Origin of the sequence: Methylobacterium sp. Leaf93, assembly GCF_001422345.1 — a bacterium.
Lineage (GTDB): Bacteria > Pseudomonadota > Alphaproteobacteria > Rhizobiales > Beijerinckiaceae > Methylobacterium > Methylobacterium bullatum.
Window position 1 is genome coordinate 160,438 of record NZ_LMMS01000029.1, and the last position, 22,282, is coordinate 182,719.

A 22,282-nucleotide genomic window follows, 5' to 3' on the forward strand; every position below is an offset into this window, starting at 1 on the left:
CGACGAGCCCGCGGGCTTGGTGTGTCGGTCTACGCGCGAAGGTTGTTCGGGCAATGGCGAAGCCGACGGGCTGCTTGAGTGCGGCCTGTCAGCGAAGCGCGCTCTATAGACACGCCCCGGCATTCCGTCAACGCGACAGGCGCGAATGTCCGCGCCGCCGATGCTGCCGAACCCTCGGTCGAGCCATCGACGTTCCGCGCTGAAAGACGCGGATCGAAAACAAAAATCACCCAACAGCAAGTATTGCATCGGACTACGAACAGATTATCTGCAACCCCGACAGTTGAACGGGGCACCCCGACACAGCACTCTCGTTCCCGGCACGATCATCCGGCGGCTGTCTTTTTTGTCCGACGATGAGCCGACGTTTGACCGGGACCGGGCTTCGGAGAAAGTGGCCTTCCACGATTCGCACGCGAAACGGAATTGATGACCTCCGACATCACGCTCTATCATTCACCCAACACGCGCTCGTCTGGCGTCCGGATCCTGCTGGACGAGCTCCAGGCGCCCTACCGCCTACACGTCCTCAATATGAGGGCGGGGGAGCATCGCGAGGCCCCCTATCTGGCGATCAATCCCCTGGGCAAGGTCCCCGCCATCCGCCACGGGGATGCAGTCATCACCGAGCAGGCCGCGATCTATCTCTACCTGGCAGACGAGTTCGCCGAGAAGGGCCTCGCACCGCCGGTCCGGGACCCGCTGCGCGGTCCCTATCTTCGCTGGATGATCCTGTACGGATCGTGCTTCGAGCCGGCGGTGATCGACCGCGCTCTCGAAAGGGAGCCTGGCCCTATGGCGATGTCCCCCTATGGCAGCTTCGACGCGGTTCTCGACAGCATGGTCGCGGGCCTGTCGAAGGGGCCGTATCTTCTGGGCGAGCGTTTCAGCGCCGCCGACATCCTTTGGGGTGCCGCACTCGGCTGGATGACCGCCTTCAAACTCGTCCCGGAAGAACCCGTGATCGTCGCCTACGTGGCGCGGATCAAGGATCGCCCCTCCTTCCGCAAGATCACGGCCGAAGAATCCGCCCTGTCGGCCAAGCAGCAGGAAGCGGACTGATCGCCGTTCGCGACCCACCATGCCCATCGGAATCACGAGAAGGAGCGACAGACATGCGGATGATCTTCGTCAATCTGCCGGTGAAGGATCTCGAAGCCTCAAAGATCTTCTTCGGCGCCCTGGGCTTCACGTTCAACCCAGCCTTCACCGATGAGAATGCGGCCTGCATGGTGGTGTCAGACAGCATTTTCGTGATGCTGCTGACGGAAGCTCGCTTTCGTGACTTCATCACTGGTGACATCTGCGATGCGTCGACGGCCACCGAAGTACTGACCTGCCTCTCCTGCGAATCGCGTCAGGAGGTCGACGATACTCTGGCCAAGGCGCTGGCGGCCGGGGCCAAGCCTTGGAAGCCGAACATGGATTACGGCTTCATGTATGGCTGCTCGTTCCAGGATCCGGACGGCCACGTCTGGGAGCTGATGCATATGGATCCGGCAGCCATTCCGCCGCAATCCTGACACGTGCATCTGGCCGCCGGGCTCAGCCCGGCGGTATCGCCGTGCCGGTGGAGCGCGTCATCATCGTCGAAGGAAGTGAGGAGGGGGCGAAGGCCGCCACGAGATGCATGCCGATGACGGGCGCGAAGACCAGGGTCATCATCACGAGAAGGATCAACGCCACGCTGTTGTCGCGGGAGGGCGAAGCGGCGCGCGAGCGGGCACGGCGGAAAGCAAGGGTCTGGAAGGTCATGAGTTCACCTCGTTCGACCGGCCGTCAGGGCCGATCGCGGGTGAACCCGATCAAGCGATCAGGCGCTCAACACGCTGTCGGCCGAAGTCGGCGCGGTCCATCGACTACTGTCGCTGGGCATTGGGTTCGAAAGTTCCTGTGATCCACCGAGCCGAGCATATGCCGGGCAACGGCGGTTGCGCCCACATGATGCGGTGCGAAGGGTTCGTCAAGCCTTAACGTGGCATCTGCGGGATTGATCCGCATCACGATGCGAGCCGCGCGGCGAAGCGCTCCACCAGTCGTCGCCCAACCTCGTCCTTGTCGAGGGTCGGCCATGTCTCCAGACCACCCTCCCGGTCGAGCAGATGGATGGTGTTGGCGGTGCCGCCCATGACACCGCCCTCGGCGGAGACATCGTTGGCGACGAGCAGATCGCAGCCCTTGCGGGCGATCTTCGCCCGGGCATGGGCGATCACCGAATCGGTTTCGGCGGCAAAGCCGACCACCAGCGTCGGGCGTCCTTTACTGCGCTGGGCGATGGTGGCGAGAATGTCCGGATTCTCGACAAGCGAGAGAGGAGGCACGGCCGCCCCGTCCTTCTTGATCTTGGACGCGTGATCCTGCGCCGGGCGCCAGTCCCCCACCGCCGCAGCGAAGATGGCGAGATCGGCGGGGAGGGCGGCCTCCACCGCCGCCAGCATCTCCCGTGCGGTCTCCACACGCACGATTGTAACGCCCTTCGGGTCGGCGATGGCCACGGGACCCGAGATCAGCGTGACCTCCGCGCCCGCTTCTGCGGCAGCGGCGGCGATGGCATGGCCCTGTCGCCCCGACGAGCGGTTGGCGAGGTATCGTACGGGGTCGATCGGTTCATGCGTCGGGCCGGACGTCACGAGGACGCGCCGGCCCGCGAGAGGCTTCTGCGGCGAACGACCGGCGAGAAATCCGAATCCCCCGGTCGCCGCCGAGGATGCCGTCGAAATTTCACCGAGCATGGCCTCGACCGCATCGGCGATTTCCAGGGGTTCCGCGAGGCGGCCCGGACCGAACTCCGCTTCGGCCATGGCGCCGTCATTGGGTCCGACCACTCGGACACCGTCGCCCTTGAGCGTCGCCAGGTTCCGACGCGTCGCCGGATGCTGCCACATGCGGACATTCATCGCCGGAGCGATCAGGATCGGGAGGGTCGTCGCAAGGAGAACCGTGGAGGCGAGGTCCGAGGCGTCTCCGCTCGCCATCCGCGCCATCAGGTTGGCGGTGGCAGGCGCGACCACGATGGCATCCGCATCGCGCGCCAGCTTGATATGGCCGATATCGGCTTCCTCCGCCCGGTCGAACAGGTCGGTATGGGCGCGCTCCCCGGCGAGGGCGGCAGCGGCGAGAGGAGTGACGAATTCCTGTGCCCCCGCCGTGAGCAGCGGACGCACCCGCGCCCCGCGCTCGCGGAGGCGGCGGATCAGGTCCAACGACTTGTAGGCGGCGATACCGCCACCGATCACGAGCAGGATGCGTCGGTTCTGGAGGGGGAGGGTCATGATGGAGGGCTACTCCCGCGCGTCGTGATCGTCCACAGCGAACGGATATGACAGTGCGGCCACGAACAGCGGTGTCCGCGCCATCCCGTTCACCCGGCCCTTACCGGAACGCCATCATCAGTGCGCCTACCGCGATGGCCCAGAGCGCCGCCGTGGACCACAGCGCCCGGCGACGCTCCTTGCGGGCTATGCTCTCCAACGCCTTGCGGTCGCCGGTTCCGCTCTCGTCGAGACGCACGAGAATCCGGCGCAGGCGCTGGGCGAGATCGGGCAGGTCGGTGACGACGTCGGACAAGGTCAGGGCTGCACGTCCCGCACCCTCGATTCGCCCGAGGGGGCCGAGATTACGCGCGATCCACGAGCGGACCACCGGCTCCGCCCCGGTCCACATATCGAGCTGCGGGTCCAGGGAACGGGCGACGCCTTCCACCACCACCATGGTCTTCTGCAGCATCACCAATTCGGTGCGGGTGCTCATGTCGAACAGGGCAGTGATGTCGAAGAGCAGCGTCAGCACCTTGGCCATCGAGATCTCGTCGGCCCGTCGCTGGTGGATCGGCTCGCCGATGGCGCGGATGGCCTGGGCGAAATCCTCCACCGAATGGTGGGCCGGCACGTAACCCGCCTCGAAATGCACCTGCGCCACGCGCTTGTAGTCGCGCAGGATGAAGCCGAGCAGGATCTCGGCGAGGAAGCGCCGCTCCATCATCCCGAGCCGGCCCATGATGCCGAAATCGACCGCCACGAGCGTGCCGCTCGCATCGACGAACAGGTTTCCGGGATGCATGTCGGCGTGGAAGAAGCCGTCGCGGATCGCCTGCCGCAGGAAGGACTGGATGACCGCGAGGCCGAGCGCCTTGGGGTCGTGGCCGGCAGCGACGATGGCGGCGCGATCATTGAGCCGGATGCCCTCGATCCACTCGCTCGACAGCACGTCCCGCGCGGTCAGCTCCCATTCGGGCTTCGGCACGCGGAAATCGGCATCGTCCTTTGTGTTCTGCGCGAGCTCGGACATGGCCGCGGCTTCGAGCCGGAAATCCATCTCCATCATCACGGAGCGGGCCAGGATCTCGACCACGTCGCGCGGGCGCAGGCGCTCCGCCTTCGGCGACAGGGCATGGACCACGCGAGCCATGAACCGCATCACCTGAAGATCGCGCTGGAACCGCTCGCGCACGCCCGGCCGCATGATCTTCACCGCCAGCACCCGCTCGACGCCGTTCGCGTCGAGGATGTGAGCCTTGTGGACCTGGGCGATGGACGCGGCGGCCACAGGCTCGCTGAAGGACAGGAACAGCTCGCGGACCGGCTTGCCAAAGGCGGCTTCGACCACGTGGATCGCCTGCTCCTGTGGGAACGGCGGAACCCTGTCCTGCAGCTTCTCCAGATCGAGGGCGGCATTCATGCCGACGATGTCGGGCCGCGTCGCCAGGAATTGGCCGAACTTGACGTAGGAAGGGCCGAGCCGGGTCAGCGCACGTTGCAGCGGACCTGCCCCGGCGCCGAGGCCCGGCCGCTCCAGCATCCGCCCGAGCTTCAGGGCGAAGCGAAGATGCGGCGGCAGCTCGGTGGGGTCGATGAACGACAGCCCGCCCTCGCGTGCCAGCACGAAGCCGACCCCGGCACCGCGGATGAGATAGACGATGGCGCCTAGCATGGGATGCTTTCAGGGCGGATGGTCAGCTCGGAACGGTGCTTCATCCCACCCATGACCTTCATCCTGAGGTGCCGCGATAGCGGCCTCGAAGGAGGCCTCCAGAAGCCGCGGCGTGATCTGGAAGCCTCCTTCGAGGCCGCCGCTACGCGTCGGCACCTCAGGATGAGGTGGTGTATCGAGGTTGCGCCGATCTGAGACAATCGCTCTGACGTCACGAGATCTTCCAGCCGGAATGGATCGCCACGATCCCGCCGGACAGGGGCCGGTGGGTGACGTGCTTGAACCCGGCTTCTTCGATCATGCCGGCAAATCGACCAGGGGTCGGGAATTTGCGGATGGATTCCACGAGGTACCGGTAGGAATCCGCATCGCCGGCCACGCTCGCGCCCAAGCGAGGAATCACGTGGAACGAGTAGGCGTCGTAGATCCGGTCGAGGACGGGCAGATCGACTTTTGAGAATTCCAGGCAGAGGAAGCGCCCGCCGGGCTTCAGGACGCGGCGTGCCTCGGCCAGGGCCAGGTCGATCCGGGGAACGTTCCGGATGCCGAACGCGATGGTGTAGGCGTCGAACGCCTCGTTCGGCAGAGGGAGCGACTCGGCATTCGCGGTGACGAAATCGATCCGGCCGTCATAGCGGTGGCCGGCCCGCTCCGCACCGACCCGCAGCATCGACTCGTTGATGTCGAGCACTGTGACATGGGTTTCGGGGCCCCCCGCCTCCAAGCAGCGGAAGGCGATGTCGGCAGTGCCGCCGGCCACGTCGAGATGGTGGAAAGGCCGGTTGCGCGGTGGCCGCAGCATCGAGATGAGATGCGACTTCCAGGCGCGGTGGAGCCCGCCCGACATCAGGTCGTTCATCAGGTCGTAGCGTTTCGCCACGGAGCGGAACACGTCGTCGACACGCCCCTGCTTCTCGTCGAGCGCAACCTGCTCGAACCCGAAATGCGTGCTGGTCTCGTCCTTCGAACGCTCGGCCGAACTCATGTCACCATCCTCTTGCGCGAGCGTCATAGCGAAAGCCGGCACGGATCGCCATGTGCCGGGTTCGACAGGTGCATGACGATCGGCGGCGGATGCCGGCCCTCGTTATGTCGGCGCCGTCCCCGATCCAGAGCCTCGCCCCCGCCCATGCCAGAACTGCCCGAAGTCGAAACCGTCCGTCGCGGTCTTTCCCCCGCCATGGTGGGCGCGACGTTCTCCCGTGTGACCCTGCGCCGGCCGAACCTCCGGTTTCCCTTCCCCGAGCGATTTGCACAGCGGCTCGAAGGCGCGACGGTGACCGATCTGGCGCGACGGGCGAAATACCTTACCGCCGGTCTCGACACCGGGGAGACCCTGATCCTGCATCTCGGCATGAGCGGGCGCTTCGACGTGGCCTTGCCGGACGGTCGCAACGTCTCGCCGGGAGATTTCTATCTCGAAGGGGCGCTCGGCAACGCCAAGCACGACCATGTGGTGATGGCGATGTCGAACGGCACGACTGTCACTTACAACGACGCGCGCCGTTTCGGCTTCATGGACCTCGTGCCGACCCTTGACCTCGCCGGCTGTAAGCATTTCGCCGCGATGGGGATCGAGCCGCTGAGCGAAGCCATGAGCCCGGAGAGCCTGGCGCTCCTCTTCCGCAACAAGATCACGCCGCTGAAGGCCGCTCTCCTCGATCAGCGGCTCATTGCTGGTCTCGGCAACATCTATGTCTGCGAAGCGCTTCACCGCGCCGGGCTGCATCCCGAATTGCCGGCGGGAATCCTGGCGAAAGACGACGGGCGGCCGACGACGAAAGCGCGGTTGCTCGCGCGGATGATCCGCGACGTGCTCACCGAGGCGGTCGCCGCCGGCGGGTCCACCCTGCGCGACTATGCCCATACCGATGGCGGGTCGGGCTCGTTCCAGCATGCGTTCCGGGTCTATGACCGCACCGGCGAGCCCTGCACCACGAAAGGCTGCGGCGGCACCATCGCGCGGATCGTGCAATCGGGCCGCTCGACCTTCTACTGTGCCACCTGTCAGCCTGCGAAGCCCGGCAAACCTGCTGTTCGCCGGGCCTGACTCGGTATTACCAGCCGCGACGCTCCTCCGGAGCCGGCTTGCGCCCCTGCGGGGTCAGCCCGTCGATGACGCCCGGAAGCGCTTGTGCAAGTTGCGACAGCAGATCATCGCGGGAGAGCCCGGTGCGGCTCTGCAACGTGTTCACTGTGTCCGAACCGAGGGCGTCGGCAAGCCGGTTCGGCTCCACGGGCTGGTTCTGTCCATGCCCGATCCAGGAACCGATGGCGTCGCCGAGACCGCCGCGCTGCAATTTATCGATCAACCCGTCGAACCCACCGAGATCATCGCCCTGCTCCCGGTCGAGGCGGCTGTAAGACCCCGCGCCGGAGGAATGCCCCTGATCGCGAGAGCCCTGGTCGCCGCCGGGTCCGTCGAGCATCCCCGACAGGTCGCTGAAGTCGCCTTCGGGCGACGATCCGCGCGATCCGCCGCCGTAGCCGCCACGGTCTCGGCCCTCATTGTACGGGTCTTGGTTGAACCCGCCCTGGTCGCCTTCCTCATAGGGTTCGGGCGGCCCGCGCCGGCCTTGCTCCATATCCGGCGGGCCGCCCCGGCCGCCGCCGAGGATGTCGCTCAGCCCGCCGCCGCCCTTTTGCAGAAGCAGCATCAGCAAAGCCTGGACGATCGGCGACAGGGAGCCTCCGAGCGCTCCGCCACCGGAACCGCCGCCTTGCTGGTGATCGCTGCCCCGGCCGCCGCCGAGGACGTTGCCGAGCACACCGCCGATGACCTGATCGAGTAATCCCATGGTCGTTCCTCCTGAGCAGCGAGCCTTGACGGCGAATTCTATTCCCGGCGTCCGCCGGTCCCGGCGCGGTCGCGCGCGGGCAGATGATCGAGCGGGTTGGTCCGAGAGGTCTTCCCGTCATCCTCGGTGACAGCCGTCGAGGGGCGGATGGCGCTCGGCGGCTTCACATCGCCGATGGGCTTCGAACCAGATGTCTCGCCCGATCGGGTTTCGGACGGCACGTCGGCAGCCGTCGGTTGGTCGCGACGATCGGAGATCGCCTGAGCGGGCGCGGTATGCACCAGGAGGACTCCGGCAGCGAGGAGCAGGCTCGCCCGGATAAAAGGTTCCTTGCGCATGGAATTGCTCCGTCGGTTCGAGGCATGGGGGCGACAGGTGAAGGGCCGCCGTCACATGCTTCTCCAAGCCCGAGCCTAGGCCGGGGGTTCCGACGACGATGCGTGTTTCAGTCGCGCTTGCGCCCGCCACCGCCTTTGTATTTCGGCTTCTGGCCGCCGAGCCCCTGCGTCGAACGCGGCTTCGGCCGCTCAGCCCAGAGCGGCGCTTCGCCTCCCACGGGTAATTCGCGGTCGGTGCCCGGACCCATATTGTCGAGGCTCGGCTTCGAGATGCGGCTCCGCTTCGCGCCGTATTTGCCCGCGTCGCGCTCAACGTCACCCTGGCGCGCCATCGGATCATCCGAGAGCAGGAGTTCCGTCGCCTGCAGGCGCTTGAGCTCGTCGCGCAGGCGCGCCGCTTCCTCGAAATCGAGATCGGCGGCGGCCGTGCGCATGCGCTTCTCGAGATCCGCGATGACGGCCTTGAAGTTGTGGCCGATGGTGACGGCGTCCTTGGCGAGCCCGGTATCCACCTTGACGTGGTCGCCCTCGAAAACACTGCTGAGAATGTCGGAGATGCCACGCTTCACGCTCTGCGGCGTGATGCCGTGCTCCTCGTTATAGGCGAGCTGCTTCAGGCGGCGACGCTCGGTCTCCGCCATGGCCCGCTCCATCGAGCCGGTGATGTTGTCCGCGTAGAGGATGCAGCGCGCATCGGCATTGCGTGCGGCGCGGCCGATGGTCTGGATCAGCGAGGTCTCGGAGCGCAGGAAGCCCTCCTTGTCGGCGTCGAGGATCGCCACGAGGGCGCATTCAGGGATGTCGAGGCCCTCGCGCAACAGGTTGATGCCGATGAGCACGTCGAACGCCCCGAGCCGCAGGTCGCGGATGATCTCGATCCGTTCCAGCGTGTCGATGTCCGAGTGCATGTACCGCACGCGGACGCTGTTCTCGTGCAGATACTCGGTCAGGTCCTCGGCCATGCGCTTGGTGAGCGTGGTCACCAGGGTGCGGTAGCCGGCCTGGGCCACCTCGCGCACTTCGCCCAGCAGATCGTCGACCTGCGAGCGGGCGGGGCGGATCTCGATGACCGGATCGACGAGGCCGGTGGGGCGGATGACCTGCTCCGCGAAGACGCCGCCGGTCTGCTCCATCTCCCATTTCGCCGGGGTCGCCGAGACATGGACCGATTGCGGCCGCATGGCGTCCCATTCCTCGAACCGGAGCGGGCGGTTGTCGAGGCAAGAGGGCAGGCGGAAGCCGTACTCGGCCAGCGTCGCCTTGCGGCGAAAGTCGCCCTTGTACATGCCGCCGATCTGCGGAACCGTGACATGGCTCTCGTCGGTGAAGACGATGGCATTGTCGGGCAGGTATTCGAAAAGCGTCGGCGGCGGCTCGCCGGGCTTGCGGCCGGTGAGATAGCGCGAGTAGTTCTCGATGCCGTTGCAGGCGCCCGTTGCCTCGATCATCTCGATATCGAAGGTGCAGCGCTGCTCGATCCGCTGCGCCTCAATGAGCCGGCCCATCTTGGTCAGCTCGTCCACCCGAAGCTTCAGCTCGGTCTTGATGCCCTTGATCGCCTGTTGGAGCGTCGGACGCGGCGTCACGTAGTGCGAGTTGGCGTAGACCTTCACGAACTTGAGGTCATTAATCTTCTTCCCGGTGAGCGGATCGAATTCGGTGATCGACTCGATTTCGTCGCCGAACAGGCCGATGCGCCAGCCGCGATCCTCCAAGTGGGCGGGCCAGAGTTCGATCACGTCGCCGCGCACCCGGAAGGTGCCGCGGGCGAAATCGGACTGGATGCGCTTGTATTGGAGCGCCACGAGGTCGGCGACCAGCTGGCGCTGCTCGATCCGCTCGTTCAGCGACACCGTGAACGACATGGCGGTGTAGGTCTCCACCGAGCCGATACCGTAGATGCACGAGACCGAGGCGACGATGATGACGTCGTCGCGCTCGAGCAGAGCGCGGGTGGCCGAGTGGCGCATCCGGTCGATCTGCTCATTGATCGAGGATTCTTTCTCGATGAACGTGTCGGAGCGCGGCACGTAGGCCTCGGGCTGGTAGTAATCGTAGTAGGAAACAAAATACTCAACCGCATTGTCGGGGAAGAAGCTCTTGAACTCGCCGTAGAGCTGCGCCGCCAGCGTCTTGTTCGGCGCCAGGATCAGGGCAGGGCGCTGCGTCGCCTCGATGATCTTGGCCATGGTGAAGGTCTTGCCCGAGCCGGTGACGCCGAGAAGCACCTGATCGCGCTCGTTCTTGTTCACCCCCTCCACCAGTTCGGCGATGGCGCGCGGCTGGTCGCCCGCCGGCTCAAACTCGGATTTCAACGTGAAGGCGAGGCCGCCTTCGGACTTCTTCGGCCGCTCCGGACGATGCGGCGCCCAGGTCTTGCCGTCCCGGAACAGCGGGTTGCCCTCGGTGAGGAGGCGCGAGAGGGCATCCACCGTGGCGGATACGCCGTCGGTGGCCAGCGATCCCTCATCCTCATTCGCCAGCGCCTCGGGTGCCGGACCGTCCTCCGGCGGCGTGATCCCCAGCGCCTGGGCGAGGCGCGGGTCGACCTCGGCCGCGTCGCCGAGGGTGAACCCGGCCTGCGGCGCCTCCCCGAAACCGCCGGGAGGCGATGCGGCTTTCTTGGGCCTGCCGGGCTTCTTCGACGGAGCCGTCGGCGCGGGATCCTCGACCGCGGGCAGCCGGTTGCGGTTGAGAGCCGGGCTCAGCAGGGCCGCCAGGTGCTCGTCGAGCGGTTTCAGTTCGGGCTTCGAAGCCTTCGCCGAGGAGGCACGGGGTTTGTTCGCAGGAGGCATGGGTGGAATATGGCCCCGCGGAACGAAAGGGGAAAGGGCGGCCCATCGCTTCGCGACAATCAGGAGCGAGACCCCTCATGACGACGACGTCGAACCCGATCCATCCGCAGGCGCGAATCGGCCATGTCCATCTCAAGGTCGCCGATCTCGACCGGGCTCTCGCCTTCTATTGTGGCGTGCTCGGCTTTTCCCTGAAGGCTCGCTATGGCACCCAGGCCGCCTTCATCGCGGCCGGGGATTACCACCACCATATCGGGCTCAATACATGGGAGAGCGAAGGCGGCAGCCCGCCGCCCCCCGGCACGACCGGCCTGTTCCACCTTGCCATCCTCTACCCGACGCGGGCGAGCCTGGCCGATGCCCTGCGCCGACTCGACGAGGCCGGCATCGCCCTCGATGGCGCCAGCGACCATGGTGTGAGCGAGGCGCTGTACTTGCGCGATCCCGACATGAACGGGGTCGAACTCTACCGGGACAGACCGGAATCGGACTGGCCGCGCGATGCCGAGGGCGGCCTTACCATGTTCACCCGCCGCCTCGACCTCGCCGATCTCAGGGCGGCTGGGGAGCATTCCTGAGGAGCGGCAAACCGTTAGGCGGCAACCCTCCGGTGTGCTACCTGCTTGTTGAGACGGTGCCACCCTCGGTGAGGGTGGCTGAGGCGAGCATGACGGCACCAGACCGTCGCCGCCTCGACGCCCCTCGCTCGAGCAAGGCCGAAGGCCGCGGGAGCGGGCCGGCGGCGGGTGGAAATGAGTAGCGATCCCACCTGTCCCATTGCCTGATGCGAGCGACCTTATGAAAATCCGGACCGGCTACACGATCGGCTACGACACGTTCGGCCCGACGCCGATCACCCTGATGCTCAACGTCCATCCCTCGCGCGCAGGAGACCTGCTGACGCCGGAGACGATGACGATCGAGCCGCCGGTGGAGGCTCACAGCTATCTCGATCCGTTCGGCAACGTCTGCACCCGCATCCTCGCCCCCGGTGGCCGGATCACGGTGTCGGCCGATTTCACGATCGAGGATTCCGGCGAGCTGGACGAACTCGTACCCGAGGCGAAACAGCATCCGGTGCAGGATCTGCCGGACGACGTCATGCCGTTCCTGCTCGGCAGCCGCTACTGCGAGACCGACAAGCTCTCGAACATCGCCTGGGGTCTGTTCGGGACCACACCCGAGGGTTGGGCACGAGTCCAGGCGATCCACGATTTCGTGCACCGGCACATCAAGTTCGACTACCAGCAGGCGGACGCCACCCGCACGGCTTTCGAAGCCTACACGCAGAAGATCGGCGTCTGCCGCGATTTCACGCATCTCGCCGTGGCCTTCTGCCGCTGCATGAATATCCCGGCCCGCTACTGCACCGGCTATCTCGGCGATATCGGCGTGCCCGTGGTGCCGCCGGGCGACTTCTCGGCCTGGCTCGAAGTCTATCTCGACGGGCGCTGGTTCACCTTCGACGCCCGCAACAACAAGCGCCGCATCGGCCGCATCCTCATCGCGCGCGGCCGCGACGCCACCGACGTGGCGATCTCCACGAGCTTCAGCACGGCCCTGCTCGCGAGCTTCGACGTGCATACCGACGAGATCAGCGAGACCGGCGAGCTGACACCCGTCGCCTAAGGTGAAGCCACGCCGGATCGACATGCAGCCTCCCGCGTTCCGATAGACACATTCCCTCTTCGGCCGGTCCCTCCATGGGATGGGCGGAGGAGGAATGCACCTCTATTGGAGACAGCATGTCGGACAGGATCAAGGGTACGGCGCTCATCGCCGGTGCGAGCGGCATCGTCGGCAACAACCTCGCCCGTCACCTCGTCGCCGAGGGCTGGACCGTTCTGGGTCTGGCGCGCCGGCCCGTGGATATCGAGGGCGTGACCCCGGTGACGGCGGACCTGACCGATCCGAACTCCCTCCGGGCGGCCTTATCCGACATCGCGCCGACCCATGTCTTCATCACCACCTGGATGCGGCAGGCGACCGAGGCCGAGAATTGCCGCGTCAACGGCGCCATGGTGCGCAACCTCCTCGACGCCCTGCAAGCGGCGCCGGTGCGCCACGTGGCCCTGGTGACCGGCCTCAAGCATTACCTCGGGCCGTTCGAGGCCTACGGGAAGGGCACGCTGCCGCAGACGCCGTTCCGCGAGGACCAGGAACGCCTGCCGGTGGAAAATTTCTACTACGCGCAGGAGGACGAGGTCTTCGCCGGCGCCGAACGCCTGGGATTTAGCTGGAGCGTGCACCGCCCGCACACCATCGTCGGCTATGCCCTCGGCAACGCCATGAACATGGGCGTGACCCTTGCCGTCTACGCGTCCCTGTGCCGCGAGACAGGACGTCCGTTCCTGTTCCCAGGCTCACCGCAGCAATGGAACGGCCTAACCGACGTCACCGATGCGCGGCTGCTGGCCCGTCACCTCGCCTGGGCTTCCACGGATCCCGCCGCGGCGAACACCGCGTTCAATGTGGTCAATGGTGACGTCTTCCGCTGGTCGTGGATGTGGGGCCGCATCGCTGAGTGGTTCGATCTGGAACCGGCGCCCTATCCCGGCTCGGCGACGCCCCTCGAAGAGCAGATGGCGAAGGACGGACCTGTCTGGAAGGATCTGGCGGAACGCCACGGCTTGGTCGAGTCCGATCTCGACCGTCTCGCCTCCGCATGGCACACCGATGCGGATCTCGGCCGGCCGATCGAGGTGGTCACCGACATGGCACGCAGCCGCCGGCTCGGCTTCCTCGATTATCAGCCCAGTGACGACAGCTTCCTCGACCTGTTCGGCCGGTTGCGGGCCGAAAAGATCATTCCCTGAGACAGATAGTGACGATGCAATCTGAAATGCCGGCCTCGCCCACCCCAGCGCTTCCCGAACTCGACTCGGAGACCCTGGCCTTCGCGGGCCGGGTCTTTCAATACGCGCGGGCGGGGCATGTGGACGAGTTGGCAGAGCTGTTCGCCCAGGGGCTCCCGGCGAACCTCCTCAACGACAAGGGCGACAGCCTGCTGATGCTGGCCGCCTATAACGGGCAGGTCGAAACCACGCGCCTCATCCTTGACAACGGAGGCGACCCCGAGCTCTCCAACGACCGCGGGCAGACGCCGCTCGCCGGCGCCGCCTTTAAGGGCGACATGGCCATCGTCGAGCTGCTGCTGGAGAAGGGTGCTACGATCGACGGCACCGGCACCGGCACGCGCACGGCGCTGATGACGGCGGCCATGTTCAACCGCACCGAGATGGTGGAACTGCTCCTCTCGAAAGGCGCCGACCCGGCCAAGCACGACGGAAATGGGCAGAGCGCCGCCGATCTCGCCCGCTCCATGAATGCTGCGGATACTCCGTTTCAGCTCGAGGCCGCCGAACGACTCGCTCGACTCGTGATCGATTGAGCCGGGTTTTGATGATTCACCAGGGACGAAGCGGCATGACATCTCGGCTCACGATCGCGCGCGCCTCCTCCCTGTCCCTGCTGGCCGGCGCGCTGACGCTCTCTCCAAGTGCGCGTGCCGAGGAATGGCCGATGTTCGGCCGCGACCATACGAACCGGCATTTTTCGCCGCTGGCGACAATCGACCGGGCCAACGTCGCCAAGCTGCGCCCCGCCTGGATCTTCCAGACCGGGATCACCGGCTACTTTCAGGCCGAGCCCGTGGTGGTGGACGGCGTAATATACGTCTCCACCACGCAGAACCACGTGGCCGCCCTCGAGGCGAAGACCGGCCGCGTGATCTGGACCTATACCCACAAGGCCAGGACGGAAAAGATTTTCGGCCCCCCCTCGAACCGCGGCGTCGCGGTCTCGGGCGGCAAGGTCTTCGAGGCGACCATGGACGGGCGGGTGATCGCCCTCGACGCCAGGACCGGCAAGGTCCTGTGGGACCATGAGGCTGTCCGCCCGGAGGAAGGCGAGTCGGAAACCGCGTCCGATCTCGCGGGCAAGCTCGGAGCCGGCGCGATCCAGGGATCGAGCCGTCTCGGATTCAAGATGCCGCCCCTCGTGGCCGACGGGCTCGTCATCGTCGGCGTGGCCGGGGCCGGCTACGGCCTCCACGTGGAGGACGAGAAGGGCGGACTCGACGGCGGCGCCGTGGTCGGGATCGAGGGCGGCTACGGACGCCGCGGCTGGCTCGCCGCCTACGACGCCGCCACCGGCCAGGAACGCTGGCGCTGGTACGTAACCAAGGAGGACGGCTGGGAAGGCGGCTTCGTCGAGAAGACCGCCGATGGGGTGCCGCTCAATCGCGACATCGCCGCCGAGAAGGCGGCCGCACCCGGGCACAGGGAGGCCTGGAAGGTCGGCGGCGGCTCGCTCTGGATGACGCCGGCCTACGATGCCGATCTCGGCCTGATCTATGTCGGCACCGGCAACCCCGCACCACAGAATTTCGGCCTCTCGCGACCCGGCGACAACCTTTACACGATGAGCCTTGTCGCCCTGGACGTGAAGACCGGAAAGTTGCGCTGGTACTATCAGCAGGTCCCCCACGACGAATGGGGCTACGACGTCGCGAGTCCGCCCTTCCTGCTCGATTACGCAACGCCTCAAGGGCCGGTGAAGGCGGTGGCTGAGGCGAGTAAGACCGGCTGGCTCTACGTCCACGACCGCGCGACCGGCGCGCTCCTCGGCAAGTCCGCGCCGCTGACCACGCAGAAGAACCTCTACGCACCGCCCACCGAGACCGGAACCGTCGTCAGCCCCGGTCCCCTCGGGGCGATCTCCTGGCATCCGGTCGCCTTCGATCCGACGACGAGCATGGCCTACGCCCAGGTTCGGCACGGCGCGACCACCTACACGGTGAGGACCGTCCCGCCCTCCGCCGGCAGGCCGCAGATCCGTTTCACGGAAACGAGCGAGGCGAAGGGTGAGCCCGCCTTTAGCACGCTGACGGCGATCGACCTCGCCAAGGGCGGAGCGATCGAGTGGTCGGTCAAGGCGGGAAGCCGCCTTTCCGGAGGAACACTCGCGACCGCCGGCGGTCTGGTGTTCTCGGGCGAGGAGGACGGTCACCTCGACGCCCATGACGCCGCGACCGGGACGGTGCTGTGGCGGTTCCAGTGCGGTGCCGGGATCGGTGGGCCACCGATCACCTATTCGCTGGAGGGCCGGCAATACGTGGCCGTGGCGGCCGGTGGAGCCTCGTTCACCAAGGGCTCAGGCTTTGGCACCGGGGACGCGCTCGTCGTGTTCGCCCTGCCGGACTGATCGCGTCCCTCCACCTTGCATGTCCGCCTCGACGGGCTGGACATCGTCTCCGTCGGCAACGCCGCCGGACGTGATTCCCCAAGCTTGACCTGCCTGGAGCTTGACCATCGTGCTAGGGGTTCGAGGACCCGCAGGATCGATTAGGCGACGTCCGACAGGGGCCCGGCCGTCGATGACGGGTCGAAGCGTGTCCGCGCGGCGGCAGGAAGTGACGGCATGAATCCGAACACCCGGCGATGGATCATCAGCGGAATCTTCGGCCTGATCGCGGGTTGGGCGATGGGCGGAGTGATCGTTCCAGCGGTGAGCGCCCTCCTGGGCGTGATGGTCCGGCCCGCGCCTGGACCACGGGATGCCGCCATAACCTGGCCCGGACCGGCGGTCGACGTGCTGCCCTTCCTCACCGTGGGGCTCCAGGCGACCGTTGTGATCGTCGTCACCCTCCTTCTCGCCCGCGTGGCCGAAGAGCGCCGACGCGTCGGCTGGGGCTGCCTCGCCGTCGGGGGCGCCATCCTGCTGAACGGCATCGTGCTCCTGGCGGTCACGGGCGTCCTCGGCTGGCTACTCGATTGGAACCCGAGTGACGGCGCCAGCGGTGGCGAGGCGAGCGCCGGCTTCTTCCTGCTGCTGTTGGGCCTGCCCTACGGCCTGCTGTGCATCGGGCTGCTGGTGAGCGGGGTGATACTGCTGCGGCGGCGTCCGTCCTTGCCGCTGCAGGAGGGGGGACCCGGACGATCAGCGCCGCGATGAGGCGGTGACGATCGCTTCCGTCTGGCAAGCGGGCCACCTGTTCGCCATCGGCCGGATGTGACAGGACGACACAGGCGGCGCGCTGCTTGCATCGGCACGGCCTAGATCACGGGAGACCGCACCACCCCATGTCGACCGATGTTTCCGAGACGCGCCAGCCCACCGACCGCGGCTCCCCCGTGGTGCGCACGATCGCGATGCCTGCCGACACCAATCCGGCCGGGGATATTTTCGGCGGCTGGCTGATGGGGCAGATGGATCTGGCGGCAGGCAACGTGGCTGCGCGCCGGGCTCGTGGCCGCTGCGCCACGATCTCCGTGGATGCCATGACTTTCCATCGCCCTGTCATCGTCGGCGACGAGGTCAGCATCTATGCCTGGATCGTGAAGGTCGGCCGCACCTCGCTTCGCATCCAGGTCGAGGTCTGGCGCCGCGAGCGCGAAGGCGAGACCACCATGAAGGTGACGGAAGGCCTGTTCACCTTCGTCGCCATCGGCAGCGACCGCCGTCCGAGGCCGATCCCGCCGGAAGTGGAAGAGACCTGGGAGGTGTGAGGTTCGCTGCCGCCGGGAATGAGCGGGACCGTATCACCACCACGATGTACCGCGTCCCAATTCGCCGACGTCGAGATGGCGGGCGATGGAGGCGCCGATATCCGCGAAGGTATCCCTAAGCCCGAGTGACCGGGCGGAAAGACCGGGACCGAAGGCCAGGACCGGCACCTGTTCGCGGGTGTGCTCCGTCCCCGACCATGTCGGGTCGTTGCCATGGTCGGCGGTGACGATGCAGACATCGCCCGCCTCAAGCACCGCATGGATCTCGGGCACGCGCGCATCGAAGCGTTCCAACTCGGCGGCATAGCCGGGCACATCACGGCGGTGGCCGTATTCCGTGTCGAAATCCACCAGGTTCAGGAAGACCAGCCCGCCGTCGGGTAGAGTGCGGAACGCGGCCAGCGCCGCATCCAGACAGGCGGCGTTGCCGGCGGGTTTGATCTCGCGGCCCGTGGCGCGGTGGGCGAAGATGTCACCGATCTTGCCGACGCTGACCAGAGAGCGTCCCCGCTCGCCCAGGCGATCGAGGAGGGTCTCGCCGGGCGGCTGCGTGGCGAAATCCATTCGGTTCGCGGTGCGCCGGAAACCGGTCTTCTCCGAACCGAGGAAAGGGCGGGCGATGACCCGGCCGATTCGGTAGGGATCGCAGATCTCGCGGGCGACCCGACAAAGCTCGTAGAGCCGGTCCAGCCCGAACGTCTCCTCGTGAGCGGCGATCTGGAAGACGCTGTCGGCCGAGGTGTAGCAGATCGGCTTGCCCGTCCGGACATGCTCTGCCCCGAGACGCTCGACGATGGGGATGCCCGCGGCGTGGCAATCGCCGAGGATACCGGAGAGTTCGCCCCGTTCGATCAGCATCTGGGTAAGGGCAGTGGGGAAGGCCGGCACCCTGTCGGGAAAGTAGCCCCATTCCTCGGTGACGGGCGCGCCCGCGATCTCCCAATGGCCGGAGGGCGTGTCTTTGCCGGGCGCGGTCTCGATGGCATGGCCGTACGCCCCATCGACCGGACCGGATAGCTCGAGACCGGGCGGGATGCGGCCGCTCGCCCCCTCGGCGGCGAGACCGAGGCCGAGACGCGTCAGGTTCGGCAGAGCGAGGGGGCCGGCTCGCAGTCCCTCGCGATCGCTCGCTCCGGCGGTGCAGGCTTCCGCGATATGGCCAAGCGTGTCCGAGCCCTCGTCGCCGTAGCGGGCAGCGTCCGGCCCTCCGCCGATGCCGACCGAATCGAGGACGATGAGAAAGACGCGCGCCATGGGTCCCGTCGTGTTCAGGCCGGGACCACGTCTTCGGTGGTGGCGCTGTTGAGATCGAAGGCGGCAGCGAACAGGGCCTTCGTGTATTCGGTCTGCGGCCGGGCGAAGATGGCCTCCGCCGGGCCCTCCTCCACGACCTTGCCGTTCTGCATCACCAGCACGTAGTTCGCCAACGCGCGCACGACCTTGAGGTCGTGACTGATGAAGAGGTAGGCGAGCTTGCGCTCTTTCTGCAGGTCGCGGAGCAGGGTGACGATCTGCGCCTGAACCGACCGGTCGAGGGCCGAGGTCGGTTCGTCGAGGACGACGAAGCGCGGTTTCAGCACCATGGCGCGGGCGATGGCGATGCGCTGGCGCTGGCCGCCGGAAAATTCGTGCGGGTAGCGATCCATCGTCGCCGGATCGAGACCGACATCGGTCAGTGCCTTGGCGACCACGGCGCGCCGCTCGGTGCGCGACTTCACCGCCCCCTGCACAACGAGGCCCTCGGCGACGATGTCGGCCACCGTCATGCGGGGTGAGAGCGAGCCGTAGGGATCCTGGAAAACCACCTGCATGTCGCGGCGGAACGGTCGCATCGGTCCGGGGCCGAGCCCGGCGATCGACTGGCCGAGGAAGACGATAGGGCCCTCGCTGCCGGTGAGGCGCAGCAGGGCGAGCCCCAAGGTGGTCTTGCCCGATCCCGATTCCCCGACGATCCCGATCGTCTCCCCCTCGCGAACGGCGAGGGACACGCCATCCACCGCCTTCACGTGGAAGGTGGTGCGCCGAAGAAGCCCCTCGCGGACCGGGAACCACACCTTAAGTGGGCCGGCTTCCAACAGGCGCGGAGCGTCGTCCGCCACCGGGTTCGCGCGCCCCTTCGGCTCCGAGGCGAGCAGGCGCCGCGTATATTCGTGTTTCGGGCGGGCGAAGATCTCGTCCACCGGCCCCGCTTCGACGATGCGGCCGGCGAGCATGACGCAGACCCGCGAGGCGATGCGCTGCACGATGCCGAGATCGTGGGTGATGAACAGCATCGACATGCCGAGGCGCTTCTGCAGGTCGGCCAGGAGAGTAAGAATCTGCGCCTGGACGGTGACGTCGAGAGCGGTGGTTGGCTCGTCCGCCACCAGAAGGTCCGGTTCGCAGGCGAGCGCCATGGCGATCATGACGCGCTGGCGCTGGCCGCCCGACAATTCGTGCGGATAGGCGCCCATGCGCCGCTCGGCATCGCGGACGCCGACGAGTTCGAGCAATTCGAGGATGCGGGCGCGGGCCTTGCGGCCGGACAGGCCGCGATGGACCTCCAGAACCTCGCCGATCTGCCGCTGGATCGTGTGCAGCGGATTGAGCGAGGTCATCGGCTCCTGGAACACCATGGTGATGTCGGCACCACGGATCTTGCGCAGCTCCGGCTCCGGCAAGGCCAGAATGTCCCGTCCCTTGAACAGGATGCGGCCGCCGGGATGGATGGCGCTGCCATCGAGGAGACGCAGGATGGAGAGTGCCGTCACCGACTTGCCCGACCCGGACTCGCCCACCAGGGCCACGGTCTCACCCCTGTGAATCGTGAAGCTCACGCGATCCACTGCCAGCGCCTCACGCTCACGCGAGCGGAAGGCGACCGACAGGTCCTGGACGTCGAGCAGCGTGTCAGTCATCGAGGGGAGGGCACCGGGTCCGCGGAGAGGGGAAGCCGAGGTTCTTATAGCGCGGCGCGATGAGATCGGCGAACGGCGATTGATCCGGCGCCAGACGGCATTACAAACGCCCCGTGACATCCCTCCGCAGCCTGATCCTCGCCTGTTGTCTCCTTGCCGCCGCACCGGCCTCGGCCGAGGTGGCGACGGAAACCGTGGAGCAGGCGCTCTGCCGCCTGATCGAGGATTCTGCGAGGGTGCGCGGCCTGCCCGTGCCGTTCCTAACGCGGCTGATCTGGCGGGAAAGCAGTTTTCGCGTCACGGCCGTGAGCCCGGTCGGTGCGCAGGGCGTCGCGCAGTTCATGCCGGGCACGGCACGCGAGCGCGGGCTGACCGACCCGTTCGATCCCGAACAGGCGATCCCCCATGCCGCCCATCTCCTCGCCGATCTCAATCGCCAGTTCGGCAATCTCGGCCTCGCGGCTGCGGCCTATAATGGCGGCGCCGGCCGGGTCTCGGGCTGGCTCGCCGGAACGGGCGGCCTGCCCGCCGAGACGCGCGCCTATGTCATGGCGATCACCGGCGCGCCGGCCGAGGATTGGCGCGGAGGCGCGGCCGTCAACGGAGCCGACGGAGAGTCTGATGCCCCCAAGAAGGAAGCATCGAAGGCGGAAGCGCCGAAGACCTGCCTGCAGGTCACCGCCGCGTTGCGGATTCCCTCACGCGGCGATCGCTTCGCCCTCGGCGGCAACGAAGGGCCGGCCGCCCCTTGGGGCATTCAGCTCGCCGGCAACTTCTCGAAATCCCTCGCCCTCCAGAGCTTCTCCCGCACCCGGAAACTCTACGCCGGCGTGATCGGCGAGGTGCGGCCGATGATCATCGGGACGCGCCTGCGCAGTCGCGGCACGCGTGCCTTCTACCGGATCCGCATCCCGGCCGAGAGCCGGGCGGCGGGCGATATCCTGTGCGGCCGCATCCGCAAGGTCGGGGGCGCCTGCATCGTGCTGCGCACCTGAATCCGAAAAACCCTTTTTCCGGTCATGAATCCGCCGTGCGGCACGTGTCATTCGGGTCTTCGTTTCCCCGTTTGAGAGATGCATGACCCGCGCATTCGCCGCCTTCGCCACTCTCGCCTGCCTCGCTCTGGCCGCCTTCGGGGTCACGGCCTGTTCGCCCCTCGCCCTCTTCGATGCCATCGGCCCACGCGACCAGGGCGGCCGGCTCGCCCAGAAGAGCGCCGCCTTCGGCACCCATCCGCGGCAGCGCCTCGATGTCTTCACGCCCGTCGGCGGCGCGGCGGATGCGACGGTGCTGGTGTTTTTCTATGGCGGCTCATGGAAATCGGGCGCGAAGGACGATTACGAATTCGTCGGCCAGGCCCTGGCGGCCCAGGGTTTCGTCACCGTCATCCCCGATTACCGAGTCTACCCGGAAGTGCGGTTCCCAGACTTCCTCGATGATGGTGCCGCCGCCATCGCCTGGGTCCGCGACAACATCGCAGACTATGGCGGCGACCCGCGCCGCATCGTTCTCGCGGGCCATTCGGCCGGGGCCTACAATGCCCTGATGCTCGGGCTCGATCCGCGCTACCTGCGCAAGGTGGGGGTCGACCCGAAGGTGATCCGGGCCGTGGCCGGGCTGTCCGGCCCCTATGACTTCCATCCTTTCGACCAGGACACCTCGCGGGACGTGTTTGGACAGGCCCCCGATCCGGCAGCGACGCAGCCGATCACCTTCGCCGGTCCTCATTCGCCTCCAGCCTTCCTCGCCAGCGGAGACAACGACACCATCGTGCGCCCGCAGAATACCCAAAGCCTCGCGGCGCGGCTGCGCGCGGTGCGCGTGCCGGTGCAGGAGCGGATCTATCCCGGCCTCGACCATGCCGACACGCTTCTGGCCCTCTCGGTCACCTTCCGCTCGAAAGCGCCGGAACTGTCGGAAATGACGACATTCCTCAAGCAATATGCCGGCACTCAGCAGCACGTTCGTTCGGTTTCGCGATGGGACCGTTAGGCTAGCGCCGGATGATAGGGGGAC

Annotated in this window: 21 protein-coding genes; 12 read left to right on the plus strand and 9 right to left on the minus strand. The window is 66.9% G+C overall.

Going from position 1 to position 22,282, the window contains the following annotated elements; translation table 11 throughout:
* Positions 1–429: 429 nt before the first annotated feature.
* Positions 430–1,062 carry a glutathione S-transferase family protein gene (locus tag ASF26_RS19600; RefSeq protein ID WP_056258000.1) on the plus strand — a complete coding sequence of 211 codons (633 nt, stop codon included), beginning with the start codon at positions 430–432 and terminating at the stop codon, positions 1,060–1,062.
* A 53-nt stretch (positions 1,063–1,115) separates the two neighbouring features.
* A complete protein-coding gene (locus tag ASF26_RS19605; protein ID WP_056258003.1) occupies positions 1,116–1,523 on the plus strand; it encodes a VOC family protein in 408 nt (135 codons plus the stop codon).
* A gap of 22 nt (positions 1,524–1,545) precedes the next feature.
* Here ASF26_RS19605 and ASF26_RS19610 read toward each other — a convergent pair whose 3' ends face one another.
* The 4 genes from ASF26_RS19610 to ubiE all read right to left on the minus strand — a co-directional run bounded on the left by ASF26_RS19610 (position 1,546) and on the right by ubiE (position 5,914).
* Positions 1,546–1,755, minus strand: coding sequence for a hypothetical protein (locus ASF26_RS19610; protein WP_056258007.1), 210 nt, complete (start codon positions 1,753–1,755; stop codon positions 1,546–1,548).
* A gap of 245 nt (positions 1,756–2,000) precedes the next feature.
* Complete coding sequence (locus tag ASF26_RS19615; protein ID WP_056258011.1) at positions 2,001–3,272, minus strand: phosphopantothenoylcysteine decarboxylase; 1,272 nt, start codon at positions 3,270–3,272, stop codon at positions 2,001–2,003.
* 100 nt (positions 3,273–3,372) lie between these two features.
* Positions 3,373–4,929 (minus strand): 2-polyprenylphenol 6-hydroxylase, encoded by a 1,557-nt coding sequence (gene ubiB / locus ASF26_RS19620; RefSeq protein ID WP_056144224.1) that lies wholly within the window; start codon positions 4,927–4,929, stop codon positions 3,373–3,375.
* Between the two features lie 211 nt (positions 4,930–5,140).
* The gene (ubiE, locus tag ASF26_RS19625) at positions 5,141–5,914 is read right to left on the minus strand and encodes a bifunctional demethylmenaquinone methyltransferase/2-methoxy-6-polyprenyl-1,4-benzoquinol methylase UbiE (RefSeq protein ID WP_056258230.1); all 774 of its coding nucleotides are present in this window, start codon (positions 5,912–5,914) and stop codon (positions 5,141–5,143) included.
* Positions 5,915–6,058: 144 nt separating this feature from the next.
* On the opposite strand from ubiE, the gene mutM reads away from it, so the two are divergent.
* Positions 6,059–6,979: a bifunctional DNA-formamidopyrimidine glycosylase/DNA-(apurinic or apyrimidinic site) lyase gene (gene mutM / locus ASF26_RS19630; RefSeq protein ID WP_056258014.1), complete on the plus strand. Its 921-nt coding sequence runs from the start codon at positions 6,059–6,061 to the stop codon at positions 6,977–6,979.
* 7 nt (positions 6,980–6,986) lie between these two features.
* On the opposite strand, the gene ASF26_RS19635 is transcribed toward mutM, so the two are convergent.
* The 3 genes from ASF26_RS19635 to uvrB form a co-directional block, all read right to left on the minus strand.
* Positions 6,987–7,727, minus strand: coding sequence for a YidB family protein (locus tag ASF26_RS19635; protein ID WP_056144233.1), 741 nt, complete (start codon positions 7,725–7,727; stop codon positions 6,987–6,989).
* A 38-nt stretch (positions 7,728–7,765) separates the two neighbouring features.
* Entirely contained in the window at positions 7,766–8,065 is a 300-nt protein-coding gene (locus ASF26_RS19640) for a hypothetical protein (RefSeq protein WP_056258017.1), read from the minus strand.
* Between the two features lie 107 nt (positions 8,066–8,172).
* The gene (gene uvrB, locus ASF26_RS19645; protein ID WP_056258021.1) at positions 8,173–10,860 is read right to left on the minus strand and encodes an excinuclease ABC subunit UvrB; all 2,688 of its coding nucleotides are present in this window, start codon (positions 10,858–10,860) and stop codon (positions 8,173–8,175) included.
* A gap of 77 nt (positions 10,861–10,937) precedes the next feature.
* Between uvrB and ASF26_RS19650 the strand changes: the two genes are divergently transcribed.
* From ASF26_RS19650 to ASF26_RS19680, 7 genes are all read left to right on the plus strand, one after another.
* The gene (locus tag ASF26_RS19650; protein ID WP_056258023.1) at positions 10,938–11,438 is read left to right on the plus strand and encodes a VOC family protein; all 501 of its coding nucleotides are present in this window, start codon (positions 10,938–10,940) and stop codon (positions 11,436–11,438) included.
* A 220-nt stretch (positions 11,439–11,658) separates the two neighbouring features.
* Positions 11,659–12,489: a transglutaminase family protein gene (locus ASF26_RS19655; protein ID WP_056258029.1), complete on the plus strand. Its 831-nt coding sequence runs from the start codon at positions 11,659–11,661 to the stop codon at positions 12,487–12,489.
* Positions 12,490–12,617: 128 nt separating this feature from the next.
* Entirely contained in the window at positions 12,618–13,676 is a 1,059-nt protein-coding gene (locus ASF26_RS19660) for an SDR family oxidoreductase (RefSeq protein WP_156463057.1), read from the plus strand.
* Between the two features lie 14 nt (positions 13,677–13,690).
* On the plus strand, positions 13,691–14,251 hold the full coding sequence (locus ASF26_RS19665; RefSeq protein ID WP_056258036.1) for an ankyrin repeat domain-containing protein: 561 nt from the start codon (positions 13,691–13,693) through the stop codon (positions 14,249–14,251).
* 35 nt (positions 14,252–14,286) lie between these two features.
* Positions 14,287–16,065, plus strand: coding sequence for a PQQ-binding-like beta-propeller repeat protein (locus ASF26_RS19670; RefSeq protein ID WP_244476002.1), 1,779 nt, complete (start codon positions 14,287–14,289; stop codon positions 16,063–16,065).
* A gap of 216 nt (positions 16,066–16,281) precedes the next feature.
* Positions 16,282–16,815, plus strand: coding sequence for a hypothetical protein (locus tag ASF26_RS19675; protein ID WP_056258042.1), 534 nt, complete (start codon positions 16,282–16,284; stop codon positions 16,813–16,815).
* Between the two features lie 128 nt (positions 16,816–16,943).
* Positions 16,944–17,369, plus strand: coding sequence for an acyl-CoA thioesterase (locus tag ASF26_RS19680; RefSeq protein WP_018042647.1), 426 nt, complete (start codon positions 16,944–16,946; stop codon positions 17,367–17,369).
* A gap of 33 nt (positions 17,370–17,402) precedes the next feature.
* On the opposite strand, the gene ASF26_RS19685 is transcribed toward ASF26_RS19680, so the two are convergent.
* Both ASF26_RS19685 and ASF26_RS19690 read right to left on the minus strand, forming a co-directional pair.
* Entirely contained in the window at positions 17,403–18,623 is a 1,221-nt protein-coding gene (locus ASF26_RS19685; RefSeq protein ID WP_056258045.1) for a phosphopentomutase, read from the minus strand.
* Between the two features lie 14 nt (positions 18,624–18,637).
* Positions 18,638–20,266 carry an ABC transporter ATP-binding protein gene (locus tag ASF26_RS19690; protein WP_056258049.1) on the minus strand — a complete coding sequence of 543 codons (1,629 nt, stop codon included), beginning with the start codon at positions 20,264–20,266 and terminating at the stop codon, positions 18,638–18,640.
* A 131-nt stretch (positions 20,267–20,397) separates the two neighbouring features.
* Here ASF26_RS19690 and ASF26_RS19695 point away from each other — a divergent pair, with 131 nt between their 5' ends.
* Both ASF26_RS19695 and ASF26_RS19700 read left to right on the plus strand, forming a co-directional pair.
* Complete coding sequence (locus ASF26_RS19695) at positions 20,398–21,261, plus strand: lytic transglycosylase domain-containing protein (protein ID WP_056258234.1); 864 nt, start codon at positions 20,398–20,400, stop codon at positions 21,259–21,261.
* 82 nt (positions 21,262–21,343) lie between these two features.
* On the plus strand, positions 21,344–22,258 hold the full coding sequence (locus tag ASF26_RS19700) for an alpha/beta hydrolase (protein ID WP_056258055.1): 915 nt from the start codon (positions 21,344–21,346) through the stop codon (positions 22,256–22,258).
* Positions 22,259–22,282: the final 24 nt, after the last annotated feature.

What these genes read in the sequence shown, in the direction of transcription:
- ASF26_RS19600 (WP_056258000.1), top strand. Translation starts at nt 430, where the DNA reads ATGACCTCCGACATCACGCTCTATCATTCACCCAACACGCGCTCGTCT.
- ASF26_RS19605 (WP_056258003.1), top strand. Translation starts at nt 1,116, where the DNA reads ATGCGGATGATCTTCGTCAATCTGCCGGTGAAGGATCTCGAAGCCTCA.
- ASF26_RS19610 (WP_056258007.1), bottom strand. Translation starts at nt 1,755, where the DNA reads ATGACCTTCCAGACCCTTGCTTTCCGCCGTGCCCGCTCGCGCGCCGCT.
- ASF26_RS19615 (WP_056258011.1), bottom strand. Translation starts at nt 3,272, where the DNA reads ATGACCCTCCCCCTCCAGAACCGACGCATCCTGCTCGTGATCGGTGGC.
- ubiB (WP_056144224.1), bottom strand. Translation starts at nt 4,929, where the DNA reads ATGCTAGGCGCCATCGTCTATCTCATCCGCGGTGCCGGGGTCGGCTTC.
- ubiE (WP_056258230.1), bottom strand. Translation starts at nt 5,914, where the DNA reads ATGAGTTCGGCCGAGCGTTCGAAGGACGAGACCAGCACGCATTTCGGG.
- mutM (WP_056258014.1), top strand. Translation starts at nt 6,059, where the DNA reads ATGCCAGAACTGCCCGAAGTCGAAACCGTCCGTCGCGGTCTTTCCCCC.
- ASF26_RS19635 (WP_056144233.1), bottom strand. Translation starts at nt 7,727, where the DNA reads ATGGGATTACTCGATCAGGTCATCGGCGGTGTGCTCGGCAACGTCCTC.
- ASF26_RS19640 (WP_056258017.1), bottom strand. Translation starts at nt 8,065, where the DNA reads ATGCGCAAGGAACCTTTTATCCGGGCGAGCCTGCTCCTCGCTGCCGGA.
- uvrB (WP_056258021.1), bottom strand. Translation starts at nt 10,860, where the DNA reads ATGCCTCCTGCGAACAAACCCCGTGCCTCCTCGGCGAAGGCTTCGAAG.
- ASF26_RS19650 (WP_056258023.1), top strand. Translation starts at nt 10,938, where the DNA reads ATGACGACGACGTCGAACCCGATCCATCCGCAGGCGCGAATCGGCCAT.
- ASF26_RS19655 (WP_056258029.1), top strand. Translation starts at nt 11,659, where the DNA reads ATGAAAATCCGGACCGGCTACACGATCGGCTACGACACGTTCGGCCCG.
- ASF26_RS19665 (WP_056258036.1), top strand. Translation starts at nt 13,691, where the DNA reads ATGCAATCTGAAATGCCGGCCTCGCCCACCCCAGCGCTTCCCGAACTC.
- ASF26_RS19670 (WP_244476002.1), top strand. Translation starts at nt 14,287, where the DNA reads ATGACATCTCGGCTCACGATCGCGCGCGCCTCCTCCCTGTCCCTGCTG.
- ASF26_RS19675 (WP_056258042.1), top strand. Translation starts at nt 16,282, where the DNA reads ATGAATCCGAACACCCGGCGATGGATCATCAGCGGAATCTTCGGCCTG.
- ASF26_RS19680 (WP_018042647.1), top strand. Translation starts at nt 16,944, where the DNA reads ATGTCGACCGATGTTTCCGAGACGCGCCAGCCCACCGACCGCGGCTCC.
- ASF26_RS19685 (WP_056258045.1), bottom strand. Translation starts at nt 18,623, where the DNA reads ATGGCGCGCGTCTTTCTCATCGTCCTCGATTCGGTCGGCATCGGCGGA.
- ASF26_RS19690 (WP_056258049.1), bottom strand. Translation starts at nt 20,266, where the DNA reads ATGACTGACACGCTGCTCGACGTCCAGGACCTGTCGGTCGCCTTCCGC.
- ASF26_RS19700 (WP_056258055.1), top strand. Translation starts at nt 21,344, where the DNA reads ATGACCCGCGCATTCGCCGCCTTCGCCACTCTCGCCTGCCTCGCTCTG.